Here is a 15457-nt window from a genome sequence, read left to right as displayed (position 1 = left end):
TTACTTCGCCCCCTCAACAAGCGCGATGTACGACGCCGGTTGAAGACTGGCACCGCCCACGAGCGCGCCGTCGATATCGCTTTGACCCAGGTACTCAGTAACATTTTCAGGTTTTACACTACCACCATACTGAATACGTACAGCATTTGCTGTATTTTCATCATACAGCTCTTTAATCAGACTGCGGATATAGGAAATCACTTCATTCGCATCCTGCGAAGTGGAGGATTTGCCTGTTCCGATGGCCCAGATTGGCTCATAAGCAACAACTACTTGTGCAGCCTGATCCTTAGCCAAACCAGCAAAAGCTGCTACAGTTTGCACTTTTACAACTTCTTTGGTTTGTCCAGCTTCACGATCTTCCAGCTTTTCGCCTACACATACGATTGGAGTCAGGTCATGACGGAATGCCGCATGAACCTTTTTGTTCACCGTTTCGTCTGTTTCATTAAAATATTCACGACGTTCGGAGTGTCCGATCACAACGTAGTCTACGCCCAGATCTTTCAGCATTCCGCCGCTAATTTCACCTGTAAATGCACCATCTTCTGCAAAGTGCAGGTTTTGTGCGCCAATTTTAATAGACGTGCCTTTTACTGCTTCAACCAGAGCAGGAAGATTCGTAAATGGTGCGCAAATCACGCTTTCCACTCCTGCAACCTCTGCTTTGCCTTTGATCTCTTCGATGAAAGTTTTAGCTTCTGGTACGGTTTTAAACATCTTCCAGTTACCCGCGATAATCGGTGTTCTCAATGGTTTCAACTCCTAACTATTAGGTGCCCTAAAGCTTTATTCACGCATAGTGCGTTTGATTATTTATCGTTCAGTGCAACAACACCCGGAAGTGCTTTGCCTTCCATAAATTCCAGAGATGCGCCGCCGCCAGTGGAAATATGATCCATCTTGTCAGCCAAGTGGAATTTTTCAGCCGCAGCCGCAGAATCACCGCCACCAATGATGGTGTATGCTTCAGTTGTTGCGCAAGCTTCCGCTACTTCACGAGTACCACCAGCGAAAGGCTCGATTTCAAATACGCCCATTGGTCCGTTCCATACAACCAGTTTGGAGTTTTTGATTACATCTGCATAGATTTTACGTGTTTTCGGTCCAATGTCCACGCCTTCCCAAGCTGCAGGAATGCCGTCGATATCCACAATGTCTGTGTTCGCCGTAGCGCTGAAATCGTCAGACACAACAATATCTACCGGAAGATAGAAGTTTTTGCCGAGTTTCTTCGCTTTTTCGATAAATCCAAGAGCTACGTCCAGTTTGGATTCATCCAGCAAAGATTGACCCACTTCATAACCTTGAGCTTTGAAGAATGTATAAGTCAAACCGCCACCAATGATTACGTTATCTGCAATGTTCAGCAGGTTGTCGATCACGTCGATTTTGTCTTTTACTTTGGAACCGCCGATAATGGCTGTAAAAGGACGATCTGGATTCGACAGAGCTTTACCAATAACAGACAATTCTTTTTCCATCAGCAGGCCGGAAACAGCCGGAAGAATATGAGCGATACCTTCAGTGGAAGCATGAGCACGGTGTGCTGCGCCGAATGCGTCATTCACGAAAACGTCAGCCAATTCAGCAAATTGCTTCGCCAACTCAGGATCATTCTTTTCTTCTCCTACATAGAAACGTACATTTTCAAGCAACAGCACGTCGCCGTTTTGCAGTTCAGCCACTTTCGCTTTAACAGCTTCGCCTACCGCTTCGTCCACTTTAACTACTGGCTTTTTCAGCAGTTCAGACAAACGTACACCAACAGGAGTCAGACGCATGGATTCAACAACCTGACCTTTTGGACGTCCAAAGTGACTCGCCAAAATAACTTTTGCACCTTTTTCAATCAGGTAGTTAATGGTTGGCAAGGTTTCACGAATACGCTTGTCATCTGTAATTTTACCGTCTTCAACCGGAACGTTAAAATCTACACGAACAAACACCCGTTTTCCATTCAGTTCTATATCACGTACGCTCTTTTTGTTCATCTCCATATTCCTCCGCACCCTTATAATTTTACGAAACAGGAATTCAAGGCACATTTTGATATATAAAGAGCGGAAACAATAACCTGTTTCCGCTCTATGATGTTGCTAATAAGAAAGTTCTTATTATTTAGCCAGTTTAGCGAAGTATTCCAACGTGCGGATCAATTGTGCAGTGTAGGACATTTCGTTGTCATACCAAGCTACAGTTTTCACCAGTTGTTTGTCGCCGACAGTCAGAACTTTAGTTTGAGTTGCATCGAACAAAGAACCGAAAGTGAGGCCTTTGATGTCGGAAGAAACGATTTGATCTTCAGTGTATCCATAAGTTTCAGGATCGGAAGCTTCTTTCATCGCTGCGTTGATTTCTTCAGCAGTTACGTTTTTCTCCAGAACTGTTACCAACTCAGTCAGGGAACCTGTAGGTACTGGAACACGTTGAGCCGCGCCATCCAATTTACCTTTCAACTCAGGGATAACCAAACCGATTGCTTTAGCAGCACCAGTTGTGTTAGGAATGATGTTTTCAGCTGCTGCACGAGCACGACGGAAGTCACCTTTAGCATGTGGAGCATCCAAAGTGTTTTGGTCGCCAGTGTAAGCATGAATTGTAGTCATCAAACCTTCAACGATACCAAATTTATCTTGCAGTGTTTTAGCCATAGGAGCCAGGCAGTTCGTTGTGCAAGAAGCACCAGAGATTACAGTTTCAGTTCCATCCAGAATTTCATGGTTTACGTTGTAAACGACAGTTTTCATGTCGCCAGTAGCTGGAGCGGAGATAACAACTTTTTTAGCGCCGCCTTTCAAATGTTTCTCAGCAGCTTCTTTAGTTGTGAAGAAACCTGTGCATTCCAGAACGATGTCTACACCCAGGTCTCCCCAAGGGAGTTCTTCAGGGTTGCGGTTAGCCAAAACTTTAACTTCTTTACCGTTTACTTTGAAGAAGCCATCATGTACTTCTACTTGTCCTTGGAAATTACCTTGTGTTGTATCATATTTCAACAAATGTGCCAACATTTTGGAATCTGTCAAGTCATTGATTGCTACTACTTCAATACCTTCCACGTTTTGAATCCGACGGAAAGCAAGGCGTCCAATACGTCCGAAACCATTAATACCAACTTTAACTGTCATGAGTGAGTTCCTCCCAAAGTTCGTTTAGTTTAGTTTTATATATTCAAGACAGACCCGAAAGCCTGTCAAGACAACACGATTCATAAATCCTATATTAATCATTTAAATAACGACTTACAATCTCAACAGCAGCGCCTTCGTCGGTGACTAGAATGTCTTCTTGCCCGAAACGCAGTACCGCATGAATAGCGGCCGCCTTGTTCTTGCCTCCAGCTACACCTAGAACCGTATCGGTACGCCTAATGTCCTCCAATCGGAGTCCAAGCGTCAGCATTCTGTGAACAACGACGCCATCTTCGTTAAAATAATAACCAAACGATTCGGCTACCGCCCCTTCACTGCTGATCTGGGCAAAGGTTTCGGGATCAAGTTTACGTCTATGTGCCATCGCTATGGCGTTGCCTATCCCGTGAATGATGATACGACTCTCGCGAATCAGGCTCAATATATCCTGAATGTTCGTATCTTCAAGCAAGGAGTTGTAAGCATGATTGCTGAGCAAATCCGGTACATGGAGCAGACGGTATTGAGCGCCGACCTTGCGAGCCATTGTGGAAGCAATTGTGTTGGCCTGCATTTCCATGCTTTCTCCCAAACCCCCGCGTGCCGGTACAAACCACCCACCCTTAAGGGGGCCATTAGAAGGCAATGCCAGTTGTTCCGCCACGTCTGCAATCGTCGTGCCACCTGTTACAGCGACCACATCCTCGTCGTCCATAACACTTAGCAACGCTTTTGCTCCAGCGCGCCCCAGCTCCTGCTTTGTTAACGGAGAAACATCCGAATCCCCTGGAACGACAACCACCTTCCTCAAACCATAGGCTTGACGAATCTGGTCCTCCAATTGGGACAGGCCGAACAAGTTGTTCGCAATCGGCTCCAGCTGTTCCAGCAGATCCAGTCCTGCTTTGCTCACCTTCATGCCTACACTCTCAATCTCAATTAGCCCCTGAGCTTTAAGAAGATCGGTTTCGGCGCGCAACACGCGCTCGGTCATGTTCAGTGAAGCTGCCAGTGTTCTGCGTCCAACAACATCGGACAGCATAATCTGATGCAGGATCGTGTACCTTTTTTTCAAAACATCCATGAGGTCGGGCAGAAGCTGCTTCTGTATTTCTAATATCTTTCGCATGCTTTCCACTCCCGCACACTTCTAAGTTCTGTCTCTAATGCTCTATCTCTAACTGGTCTTAAAACGTCCCGGGATAACTTTTTAAGTCCCACGTATATCTTAACCAATATTTGCTCCATATGCAAGTCTATCTGAACCTATATTTCTCAACCATTTGTCTGAATATGCGCATTTAATAAAAGCTTGCAATTCACTGCTGTATATCATATAATCATCTTTGTTTCCAATTAGCTGTTTAATTAGTTAGTTGTTTGCATTGAATCAACTATGCGCCCGTGGTCCAACGGATATGACGTAGGCCTCCGGAGCCTGAGATCGAGGTTCGATTCCTCGCGGGCGCGCCATTTTAAATGAACGCTTAAATGCTTCTATATAATGTTTTAACCAATAAGAGCGCTGAGGGCTCTTTTTTTTAATCATTAGTTTGACTTTCTTTGACTTTTTGTTTGAAATTGTTTATCATGTGGTTAATACGGTAACAGTTTATAAATAAGGGACGTGTACTCGGCATGTCCACCAAATCCACTAACGATATTTAAGGGAGGTTTTTTGACGTGAGCTATGTTCCTATGGTAGTAGAACAAAGTAACCGCGGCGAACGCGCCTATGACATTTATTCCAGACTGTTAAAGGATCGCATTATTTTGTTAGGCTCGGACGTCAATGACGTTGTAGCCAACTCTATAATTGCGCAAATGCTGTTTTTGGCTGCCGAAGATCCTGAAAAAGATATTCACTTGTATATTAACAGTCCTGGCGGTTCCATTACAGCTGGTATGGCCATTTTCGATACGATGCAATACATTAAACCTGATGTATCTACGATTTGTGTAGGTATGGCGGCTTCCATGGGCGCGTTCTTGCTGAATGCAGGCGCCAAAGGTAAACGTTTCGCTTTGCCAAACAGTGAAATTATGATTCACCAACCTCTGGGTGGTGCACAAGGCCAGGCAACGGATATCGAAATCCGCGCACGCCGCATTCTGAAAATGCGTGATAAACTGAACCGCATTCTCGCAGATCGCACAGGCCAACCACTGGAACGTATTGAAAAAGATACAGACCGTGACTACTTCATGTCTGCTGATGATGCCAAAGAATACGGTATTATTGATAAAGTGCTAACTAGCTCCTCTCCAGAAGGTGTATAAGAGAAAAAATTTGCCTCTCGATAGCTGGTAAATGAAAAAGCTGCTCCGGATGTTATTATCCGGTAGGCAGCTTTTTTGCTTTATTGTTTTTTAGAGTATAGACAGTCCAACTTACTCATTTCTACTATTAAATCTGTCCCGCAAAAGGCTTTCCGCCTTGAGGCAGCAGTTGACCGAACGAGTAGGTAAACTCCGGAATTCCATACGCGTATGGCGCATAATCATACAAATCAAACACGATTGTTACTCCACTGTTCGTCACATAAAAATTCTGATCTGCCGCCAACTCTTTAAATTTACCGAATCCTTCACCAGCCTGAAGCGCATCGATTTTTTTCTTCAAATCAGCATTGAGGAACTTTTTGTAATTTGGATTCGCCTTCAATACGTCAGACAACTGCAGCAGTTTACCATCAGCGAGCGAGAACGTATATCCTTTACGTACCGTCATTCCATGTGCGCCACCCATATACGAGTAATCCTGCATAATCACACTTAGAATACCGTCCTTGTTATAGGCAATTGCAAAATCATTTTCGAAATCATATGGTCTTTCTGTTGTAGCCTCTCCCTCAGCCACCATCTTTTTGCCTGCTGCCAATATACCCTCTGCATGCTTTTTAAGCACATGGTTAATGGCCTGCTCTGCCTCAGGATTCAGCTGGCTGCCGCTGATTTGCGGATACTTAACTTTGTAAGATACCTTCGCATTACTCGAAGCTGGAAGTGTTTGAGACGCAATTGTGATCGGGTTTAGCTGACTTTTACTTAGCGTTACTGTCTTCTGAGCTGCGTTCCATTGAGCATCTATGCCTAGATAGTCTTTCAACAGACTCATAGGAATGTATAGCTTCCCAGCGATCTGTTTGGCATCCATACTACGTGTATTGATTCCATTGACGTTGACGTAGGCATCCGAGGAAGAAGCCATAATGTAAAGTTTATTGTACCCGCTACCTACGGTATAGGTCGTTGCTTTCGCATCATAGCTTACTGGAATCCCCAAGCTGTCACGCAGTGCGGCCACCGGAATCATTGTACTCCCGTTCACTTGAACACCTTTAGCGGGCAACGTTTTACCATTCCATTGGATAGTGATTCCTGGTTGCTGTGTTGCCGCTTGCTGCTGTTTAATCGATGCTGCCTGGATATATGAAACGGGAACAGCTGCAACTCCTGCTAAAATCCCTGCTGCCAGCAGTGCTGAACCCCATTTTTTCGTATGCTTATTCATATTAAGTATTCCTCCTGTTATTATTTCTGTATTGTCTATGTGTAAATAATCACTTTACTTATTATATCTATACCCCATTGTATGTAGTTTACAATCTGTACACTCCCCGATTTCAATCTGTACACCTAATAACCCTTAGCTATGACAGACTCATTACAAAAAGGTTTCGGTATACAAAAAAAGCCAGCAAGCCAGCCTGCGCATGATGCAGGCCGCTTGTGGCTTCGTTTGATGATCTAATATTAGTTCATTTCGTATTGAGCCGACACCTGAACTTTCACTGTTACTTGCCCCGATTGTATGTCTGTCCCGCTACCTGCTAAATCCATGAGCGATTTTGACATGGCATTTTCACGTTGTGTAAAGACTTGTGCTTCTCCGCCATCTACCGTCACATTCACAAGAGCACCTAATCCGCGTTTGGCCGCTTTAGCTACAGCACTGGCTTTAGATTGTGCGCTTCCCAATGCTTTAGTAATGGCTTCTTCCTCATAAGTCGAAGGATCTTCCACCGAAAAACGAACATTATCTACGTTATTGGCTCCGGACTTGGTCGCCTCATCCAACAACTGACCTATTTTATCCAAATCGCGGTATTTAACGGAAAGTGTATGGTTGGCAGTGTAGCCTTTGAGCTTCTGCCCTTCTTTTTCGTTATAGGTGTAGTTAGGCTGTACATAAAACTGGCTGGTCTGAATGTCATCTCCGCTGATGCTCCACTTTTCTTTCAGCAGTTGTGTAACCTTGTTCAATTTTGTAGCATTAGCCTTTTGAGCAGCGGCTGCCGTATTCCCTTCCGATTGTACACCGATAGAGAGATAAGCAATATTGGGCTTTGCCAATACTTCCCCGCTTCCAATCACATTAATTACACCGTTTACCGTCGAAGCTGTTGACGCAGCATAAGCACGCTCTGCCCCTGTCCATAATCCTCCTGCTACTCCCCCTGCTATTAATGCACCTGTGAGAACTGCTGTGGCTACTGTTTTTGTCCAAAGTCTCATTGAATTCAGCCTCTTTCTAGTAAATGTTTGTACCTTCCAGACGGAAAAGACGGAAAAAGGTTGCAGCCAAGCGTACAAATTTCCGAAACAGAGCATGACCACGAGGATTTTCATTATTTATAGTTTGAACTTAATACGGCCTCTATATCCAATAAATCCACAATAAAACAGTTAGCTGAGGAGTGTTCGAAGGATTTTTTTCTGGATATAAAAAAAGCCCCAAAGGGGCTTTTCACTAAGATCATACACTATATTACAAGCAATTCTTTGTTTATTGATTTTCCAGCTCTACCTTACTAACCAGACTTACTAAAGCGTTTACAGCCTGTTCGGCGTCCGCACCTTCAGCACTAATATTGATTTCAGTACCTGTACTGATGGCAAGACTCATAATACCCATGATGCTCTTGGCATTAACTTTTTTGTCTTCTTTTTCCACAAAAATCTCAGATGAATATTTATTCGCTTCCTGTACGAACAACGCAGCAGGTCTGGCGTGCAGTCCTGTTTTCAAGCGTACGACTACCGGATGTTTTGACATGTCAGCTTACCCCCTCATCAAATAAATCTGGACACTACTTACTCCATTTTATTTATCACATTATAACATTAACCCGGGACAGACACTAGAAAAAAAACTAAAAAAACCGGGGCTAAAAGCCCCATGGACACTCTTTTTACGGAATCAGGCCATTTTCGCCCCTAATTTTGTCAGCCATCTCATCAATTTTGCGAAGCCGATGATTTACACCCGATTTACTCACGACCCCTTTAAGCATTTCCCCGACTTCTTTCAAATTCAAATCGGGATGAGCGAGCCGAATTTCTGCCACTTCACGCAGTTTATCCGGCAAGGTCTCCAAACCAACTTCCCTCTCCAGCAACTTAATATTCTCAATTTGCCTGACAGCAGCTCCGATCGTCTTATTCAAATTAGCCGTTTCACAATTGACAATGCGATTTACGGAATTGCGCATATCGCGCATAATGCGTACATCTTCAAATTTGAACAAGGCTTGATGCGCCCCAATGATGCTAAGCAGCTCAATGATCTTCTCGCCTTCCTTGATGTAGAGAATAAAACCTTTTTTTCGCTCAATACAGCGAGCATTTAGATGAAATTCATTCGCAAGATCAACGAGTGCCTGACAATGCTCCTCATACATCGAAGAAATTTCAAGGTGGTAAGACGATCCTTCAGGATTGTTGACAGAGCCACCTGCCATAAAGGCGCCCCGCAAATAAGCCCTCTTACAACAGTTTTTCCGAACGATATCCCGATTAATCCCGTCAGTGAACAAGAAACCTTCTGTGACGATATAAAGATCCTTTAGCAGTTGCTGCACACCATTGGGAATACGGACAATGTACACATTATTTTTTTTCAAGCGCATTTTTTTCCGTACAAGCAGTTCGATATGAAGTTGAAAATGCTTCTTGATCAAGGAGTAAATCCGCCTTGCAATCGCGGCATTTTCTGTGGACACGTCCAATATCACCCTTTTATTCGACAGTTGTACGGATCCGAGCATACGTATGAGCGCAGATAGTTCCGCTTTCTCACAGCAGGGCTGGCTTTCAATCATCGTAAGCTCTTTTTTCGTTTGTGCCGCAAAGGACAAGGGACTCACCTCCTTCTTAATATCCAGTTTTGTACCAATTGGTAAATATGCTGGCTCAATTTGTCTGCATCATGCCGTAAATACGTGCGGAACAGAACTAATGTATCTGCCACCACTTTATATCCCCGGTCGGTCAGCTCGCCCATGTCTACTTGAACTGGCTTGGCTCCCTGCTCAGCATACATTTCCTGTACTTGGGGTGGAATTTCTCCGTTATTTACAATGACATAGTCGAAGAGATGGTGTCCTACGTGCTCAAAAATAGCTTGCAGGTGATCTCCTACCGTATAACCATCGGTTTCACCAGGCTGGGTCATAACGTTACAGACAAATATTTTGATAGCGTCTGATTTCACTACAGCTTCAGCGAGTTTAGGTACAAGCAAATTCGGTAATATGCTGGTATATAGACTGCCGGGGCCAATCAAAATCGCATCAGCTTCATTAATGGCCTCTACAGCCTCAGGCAACGGCTCCACGTGAGTCGGTTCAAGAAAGACGCGTTTGATTCGTCCGCCCGCTTCTGGGATCTTGGACTCTCCGGTAATCACCGTGCCATCCTCCATTTCGGCGCTTAGCACAACGCCTTCCTCGGCTGCTGGCAGCACACGTCCCCGGACAGCAAATACACGGCTAAGCTCACGCACCGCCGTTACAAAATCTCCCGATATATCGGTCATCGCTGCTAAAATCAGATTGCCCAGACTATGGCCTGACAATCCTGATCCCGCACCGAAACGGTATTTCAGCATATCTGACATCACTGGTTCCACGTCAGCCAAGGCAGTCAGCACATTGCGAATATCCCCTGGGGGGGGCATCTGCAGCTCACTGCGCAAAATCCCGGAACTTCCGCCATCGTCAGCGACTGTAACAATAGCCGTAATATCTAGCGGCTTTTGCTTTAAGCCCCGCAGCATGACGGACAAGCCGGTTCCGCCGCCCATAACAACTATACGTGGGCGCTCCCGTTGTGATCCGGTCTCTTTCATGATTTCACCTCATTAATGCCGGTCCCGATCAGCATCCCGATGCGAAACAGAAACAGATTCTGTCTCGCTGGCACCCAGCATTTTTCCTAAATACTCCGATATTGCAACAGAACGATGCTTACCGCCAGTACAGCCAATGCCGATAATGACCTGGCTTTTGCCTTCTTTGCGATATTGCGGAATCAAAAAGTGTAACATATCCAGCAACTTGGTCAAGAATGCCTGAGTCTCGGGCCATTTCATGACATAATCATATACATCGCTATCCTGTCCAGTGTGGGGACGTAGTTGATCCACATAGTGGGGATTAGGCAGGAAGCGCACATCGAATATAAGATCGGCATCAATGGGAATACCATACTTGAAGCCAAAAGAAGTAATGTTCACGGAAAGCATACTGCTCTCCAGATGAGAAAATCGTGAAATAATCCTTGCCTTTAAAGTTGCAGGCTTCATCACACTTGTGTCAATAACCTGTGTAGCCGAGCTTTTTAGTTCTTCCAACATCTTGCGCTCCAACCGAATCCCATCCAAAGGCATACCGTCTGGAGCCAGCGGATGACGTCTACGACTTTCCTTATACCGCTGTACGAGAACGCCATCATTCGCATTTAAGAATAAAATTTCACAATGAATCGTAAAATGATCTTTAATATAATTCAACGATTCCGACAAGGCAGTGAAAAATTCTCGTCCGCGTAAATCAATGACGAGTGCAACCTTGCCTATTTTACCATTAGACTGCTCAATCAACTCTGCAAATTTGGGAATCAGTACAGGGGGCAAATTATCAACACAGAAGAAGCCCAAGTCTTCCAGGCTCTGAACCGCAATGGTCTTCCCTGCGCCTGACATCCCCGTAATAATAATGAGCGTTGCCCACGGCGCAGCATTTTTTAGGTTATCTGTCATATGGACTTCCCTCTCCTTTTGCTTCTTCGCTCTATGCCAGTACCCGTATTATCAGTAACCTGTGGTCAGGAGCGTAGCAGCAACCCTGCAGCCCCTACAACACCCGCGTCATTGCCTAACACCGCTGGTACGATATATACACCTTTTTGAAGCGGTTCAGGTGCCAGCTTGGCGTATACGCGACGCATCTCTTCAAACAAAAAGTCGCCTGCTTTAGAAACACCGCCGCCTATAATAAACAACTCTGGATTAAGCACAGCGGCAACCGCTGCCATGGATTTCCCCAAATAAAAGGCAGCCCGGTTCACGATACGCAGTGCGACTTCATCCCCGGCTTTAGCAGCATCAAATACTTCCTTGGCGGCAATTTGATCCTCCAGCGCCAGAGAGGTCCGGTCGCCACGTTCCACAGCATCCTTGGCCATACGAATGATGCCTGTTGCAGAAGATACAGTTTCCAAGCAACCCATTTTGCCGCATCCACACTGAATTGCCTCCAGATCAGGTACGACGCTGATATGACCAATTTCCCCGGCCATGCCTGAAGAACCTTGGTATATTCTACCGTTTATAATAATACCGCCACCTACTCCTGTTCCCAGGGTATAGCATACGCAGTTTTCGATGCCTTTGCCTGCACCAGCCCAAGCCTCACCTAGCGCAGCAACATTCGCATCATTGTCTATTTTCACAGGCTTGCCAATCCGGTTCTCTAGGAGCGCACGGATCGGTACGTCACGAAAGCCAATATTAGGAGCGAGGACAATAATACCATCACGAACATTCGTAAAACCTGCAACGCCTGCACCGACACCCTTGAGTTGATCCCACTCATAAGGAGATTCCTCAACAATGTGCCGCACATATTTTTCGATATTACCAATGACAACATCTACACCTTTATCGGTTTCGGTTGGTCCCTCGTATGTGTGCAAAAGCTGTCCGTTCTCATTACAAATGCCTACTTTAATCGCTGTACCGCCCAAATCGACACCCACATAGATACTTTCAGACATGTTCCAAGCCACCTTTATGTTTACTTAAAAACCTGGTATGAAATATATGCTTATAACTCCTACTTCATAATAGTAATCCTACGTTCCAACTATAATTGAAGCCCTCGTTACGGTCAAGGACACTTCCTTGTTGAAAAGTGTACGATTAGAGGAACTTTTAACCTTATGCACCCATAAAAAGGAGAAAGCCCGTGCAAACGCAGCAGGCTTTCTCTTCCTGAACAAAAGATGTGGCATAACAGAGGTTTCCTTCGCTCTCCCGTTAGCCTTTTTGTGTACTATAGACACGCTTTTATTGATCCAGTGTTTCGCTCCAGTCGTGAACAGCACTGCCTTCGAGATATTTCTCGCAGTCCATAGCCGCCATACAGCCCGTTCCCGCAGCCGTAATCGCTTGACGGTAACGATTATCCTGTACGTCCCCACAGGCAAAAACTCCGGGGATGTTCGTTTCCGTTGTGCCTGGCTTCACTACAATATAGCCGTGTTCATCCGTATGGATTTGTCCGTTCAGGAAACCTGTATTCGGTGTATGCCCGATAGCTACGAACACGCCATCTACCTCAATCAGCTCATCCTGATTGGTCTCATTATTGTGTACCTTCAAACCCTTTAAACCAGATTCTCCCGTCACAACTTCCAGAGGAGTCCGGTTTAATGCCCAATGTACTTTTTCGTTCTCACGCGCGCGATCTTGCATAATTTTGGATGCCCGCAACTCATCGCGACGATGGACCAAGGTTACACTGGAAGCAAAACGGGTCAAGAAGCTCGCTTCCTCCATGGCTGAATCGCCACCGCCAACCACGACAATCTTTTTCCCGCGGAAAAAGAAGCCATCGCAAGTTGCGCAAGTGCTGACTCCGCGACCTACATTGTCCTGCTCACCCGGAATACCAAGATATTTGGCGGACGCACCTGTAGCAATAATGACCGACTCCGCCTCAATGATGCCTTTACCCTCTACCTTCACTTTAAAAGGACGTTTGCTAAAATCCACTTCCTCTACCCAACCGGAAGTAAATTCAGCGCCAAAACGTTCAGCCTGCTTGCGCATATTATCCATCAGTTCAGGCCCGAGGATACCTTGCTCAAAACCCGGAAAATTTTCAATTTCGGTCGTTGTAGTAAGCTGCCCACCGGGCTGCATCCCTTCAATGATCAGCGGATTCATGTTAGCACGTGCCAAATAAATAGCCGCTGTGTAGCCTGCAGGACCTGTACCAATAATTATGGATTTATACATACGTTTGTTGCCTCCTTTAAGTGATGTTTGGAGCAGGTCTCAGACCTGCTTTTTAAACGTGGAGAGCGGCTGCTTCAGCTTCTGTTTGATACCACACACGCTGTCAATCTGGCGTGCATAGCGGCTTACGGTCGATACGGAAATACCATAGCGATCGGCTACTTCCTGATAGGTGACTGAATGATGATGCATTTTGGCAGTCAAATATTCCAGCGCCGCTGCCCATCCCTCAGTATGCTGAACCATCGGAACTTCCGGGGCAAGCCGATCCAAATACTCCAGCCACAGCGATCTCAAGTCGTGCTGCATGACCGGATCGGATGGCTTGCTCATAACGGTCAGTACCTTATCCAGCACTGCCTGCCATTGTGGATCAACCGGGGAGGCAGATACATCACCTTCAATTGTATGAGGATCGTTCTCAACCTCCAACTGATCAGAACGTTCCGTTTCCGGGTACATTTTCTGCTCACCCTGCTCCGCCAGCTCTTGCAATACTTGCAAGGCACGGCGTTTCAGCTCATCCTCCTGGTCCGGGTCTTCTACGAAGGACTCCAGTGCCTGACGCACCTCATCATCACCGATCAAGCTTAACGCCTGAATGACCTGAAGCTGAGTCGCCCGGTCCCCGTGGCGCAAGGCCCAGAAGAAGGATGACCGGATTAGCGGGTCCTTCTTCATGCTGTCAGGCACCTGGTCAGCACCAAACTTCTCCCACATGCGGAATTGCTCCTCAAACGGGAGATGATAATGATAGCTGAGCACTTGCAGCGGTGTACCCTCCTGCTGGAGTTCCTCCAGTCGGGACAGGAAAAACCGCGGAACTTCCGAGGAAGCATCCTGCTTTTGCAAATGACTCCACAACCGCCGTGCTTCCGCATATCTTCCCGTATTGCTGGCAGCTACCGCCGTGTAATGGTACAAAGAAGCGTCCGCATTGTTCTCTCCATCGCCATGAAGCAACCTGCGGAAATGTCTGTAGGCCTCCTCATGGCGTCCGAGAATGCCCATAGTGGTCGCCAGCTTGAATACCTGCTCCTCCTGAAACGGTATAGTGACCGCCAAAGTCTGCACCAGACGATCCAATTCCGGGCCGCCGCCCTCGTGCTGATAAAAGATCGCCAAGTTGCACAATGCGTGTAAATTCCCCGGCTCATCCTCCAACACTTGAATAATGGTAGCCTTAGCATTTTGGAACAATCCCATGTAGTAATACGCTAACGCCAGATTATTTCGCGCAGCGAACATATCCGGTTGTTCCTCTGAAATTTGCTTGAGCAACTGGGCTGCCTGAGCAAATTTCCCCTCCTCCAGCAGGACACGAGCCTGATCATGCTCTACTACTCCCTGCCGGGCCTTAATGCGGTTCAGCTTCGTTGGACGGTCCAGCTCATAATAGAGCAGCTCCATCATTTCCTCCGCTTCATCAAGAAACTGGCCTTCTTCGTCCTCCTCCAGGTACGTGACCAATGCTTTCTCCGCTTCTTCAAACTGCTCCATATTAGCGTAATTATTCGCCATATAGAAATAACACTCTGTCATCGACGAGTCTACGTCACTCAGAACAGAGGACAGGATCTCATTCGAACCTGCATAATCCCCCATCTCTGATAATATACCCGCCATATTGCAATGATTCACCGGATTATCCGGTTCATATTCAACGGCTTTGCGAAAATATTTCAATGCCTTGTCATAATGATTGCGATCAAGCGAGCGCACAGCTTTCTCAAAAAAGAAAGATGCGTCGAAACGCAAAGCAATAATCTTAGGGCTAGGTTCCGATACTCGCAGATGTTTCCCTTTCATAAATAACCAAGGCACCTCCTTTAAAAGTAACTGACATGTTCATACCCTTCAGTATACCACAACTTCAAAACGACTTGACAGTCGATCCTACCTCATTCCAAAAAACGGATATATGCTCGTATACAATAGATATATATACAAGAATACGCTAAATAGCCGAGCGCTTTTCCCTGTATACATAGGGAGCGTTCGGCTAGCCACTGGATATGAT

At 45.8% G+C, this 15457-nt stretch carries 14 protein-coding genes and 1 tRNA gene; 2 read left to right on the top strand and 13 right to left on the bottom strand.

Features of this window, described 5'->3' with window-relative positions:
* From tpiA to NSS94_RS00950, 4 genes are all read right to left on the bottom strand, one after another.
* Positions 1-753 (bottom strand): triose-phosphate isomerase, encoded by a 753-nt coding sequence (gene tpiA / locus NSS94_RS00965; RefSeq protein ID WP_023986490.1) that lies wholly within the window; start codon positions 751-753, stop codon positions 1-3.
* A 59-nt stretch (positions 754-812) separates the two neighbouring features.
* A complete protein-coding gene (locus tag NSS94_RS00960) occupies positions 813-1994 on the bottom strand; it encodes a phosphoglycerate kinase (RefSeq protein WP_341038309.1) in 1182 nt (393 codons plus the stop codon).
* A gap of 123 nt (positions 1995-2117) precedes the next feature.
* On the bottom strand, positions 2118-3128 hold the full coding sequence (gene gap / locus NSS94_RS00955) for a type I glyceraldehyde-3-phosphate dehydrogenase (protein WP_023986488.1): 1011 nt from the start codon (positions 3126-3128) through the stop codon (positions 2118-2120).
* 94 nt (positions 3129-3222) lie between these two features.
* Entirely contained in the window at positions 3223-4260 is a 1038-nt protein-coding gene (locus NSS94_RS00950; RefSeq protein WP_029518990.1) for a sugar-binding transcriptional regulator, read from the bottom strand.
* A gap of 269 nt (positions 4261-4529) precedes the next feature.
* Between NSS94_RS00950 and NSS94_RS00945 the strand changes: the two genes are divergently transcribed.
* Together NSS94_RS00945 and clpP are read left to right on the top strand one after the other, a co-directional pair.
* Positions 4530-4604 (top strand) — tRNA-Arg (locus NSS94_RS00945).
* 210 nt (positions 4605-4814) lie between these two features.
* Entirely contained in the window at positions 4815-5411 is a 597-nt protein-coding gene (clpP, locus tag NSS94_RS00940; RefSeq protein ID WP_013368815.1) for an ATP-dependent Clp endopeptidase proteolytic subunit ClpP, read from the top strand.
* Between the two features lie 127 nt (positions 5412-5538).
* Here the strand turns inward: clpP and NSS94_RS00935 are convergent, their stop codons facing one another.
* The 9 genes from NSS94_RS00935 to NSS94_RS00895 all read right to left on the bottom strand — a co-directional run bounded on the left by NSS94_RS00935 (position 5539) and on the right by NSS94_RS00895 (position 15246).
* Positions 5539-6645, bottom strand: coding sequence for a PdaC/SigV domain-containing protein (locus tag NSS94_RS00935; protein WP_069012119.1), 1107 nt, complete (start codon positions 6643-6645; stop codon positions 5539-5541).
* A gap of 242 nt (positions 6646-6887) precedes the next feature.
* Complete coding sequence (locus tag NSS94_RS00930; RefSeq protein ID WP_069012121.1) at positions 6888-7649, bottom strand: SIMPL domain-containing protein; 762 nt, start codon at positions 7647-7649, stop codon at positions 6888-6890.
* A 271-nt stretch (positions 7650-7920) separates the two neighbouring features.
* Complete coding sequence (locus tag NSS94_RS00925) at positions 7921-8190, bottom strand: HPr family phosphocarrier protein (protein WP_013368811.1); 270 nt, start codon at positions 8188-8190, stop codon at positions 7921-7923.
* Between the two features lie 136 nt (positions 8191-8326).
* The gene (gene whiA, locus NSS94_RS00920; RefSeq protein ID WP_341038306.1) at positions 8327-9271 is read right to left on the bottom strand and encodes a DNA-binding protein WhiA; all 945 of its coding nucleotides are present in this window, start codon (positions 9269-9271) and stop codon (positions 8327-8329) included.
* Positions 9272-9276: 5 nt separating this feature from the next.
* On the bottom strand, positions 9277-10263 hold the full coding sequence (locus NSS94_RS00915) for a gluconeogenesis factor YvcK family protein (protein WP_023986485.1): 987 nt from the start codon (positions 10261-10263) through the stop codon (positions 9277-9279).
* A 12-nt stretch (positions 10264-10275) separates the two neighbouring features.
* Complete coding sequence (gene rapZ / locus NSS94_RS00910) at positions 10276-11175, bottom strand: RNase adapter RapZ (protein ID WP_013308254.1); 900 nt, start codon at positions 11173-11175, stop codon at positions 10276-10278.
* A 65-nt stretch (positions 11176-11240) separates the two neighbouring features.
* Positions 11241-12191, bottom strand: a complete 951-nt coding sequence (locus tag NSS94_RS00905) for an ROK family glucokinase (protein ID WP_029518997.1) — start codon at positions 12189-12191, stop codon at positions 11241-11243.
* A 292-nt stretch (positions 12192-12483) separates the two neighbouring features.
* Positions 12484-13437, bottom strand: coding sequence for a thioredoxin-disulfide reductase (gene trxB / locus NSS94_RS00900; protein WP_029518998.1), 954 nt, complete (start codon positions 13435-13437; stop codon positions 12484-12486).
* A 39-nt stretch (positions 13438-13476) separates the two neighbouring features.
* On the bottom strand, positions 13477-15246 hold the full coding sequence (locus NSS94_RS00895) for a tetratricopeptide repeat protein (protein WP_165149358.1): 1770 nt from the start codon (positions 15244-15246) through the stop codon (positions 13477-13479).
* Between the last annotated feature and the right edge of the window lie 211 nt (positions 15247-15457).

The organism is Paenibacillus sp. FSL L8-0644, from assembly GCF_038008165.1.
GTDB classification, from domain to species: domain Bacteria; phylum Bacillota; class Bacilli; order Paenibacillales; family Paenibacillaceae; genus Paenibacillus; species Paenibacillus polymyxa_D.
Note: the sequence above shows the minus strand (reverse complement) of the source record. Positions and strands in the feature narration are given on the sequence as shown.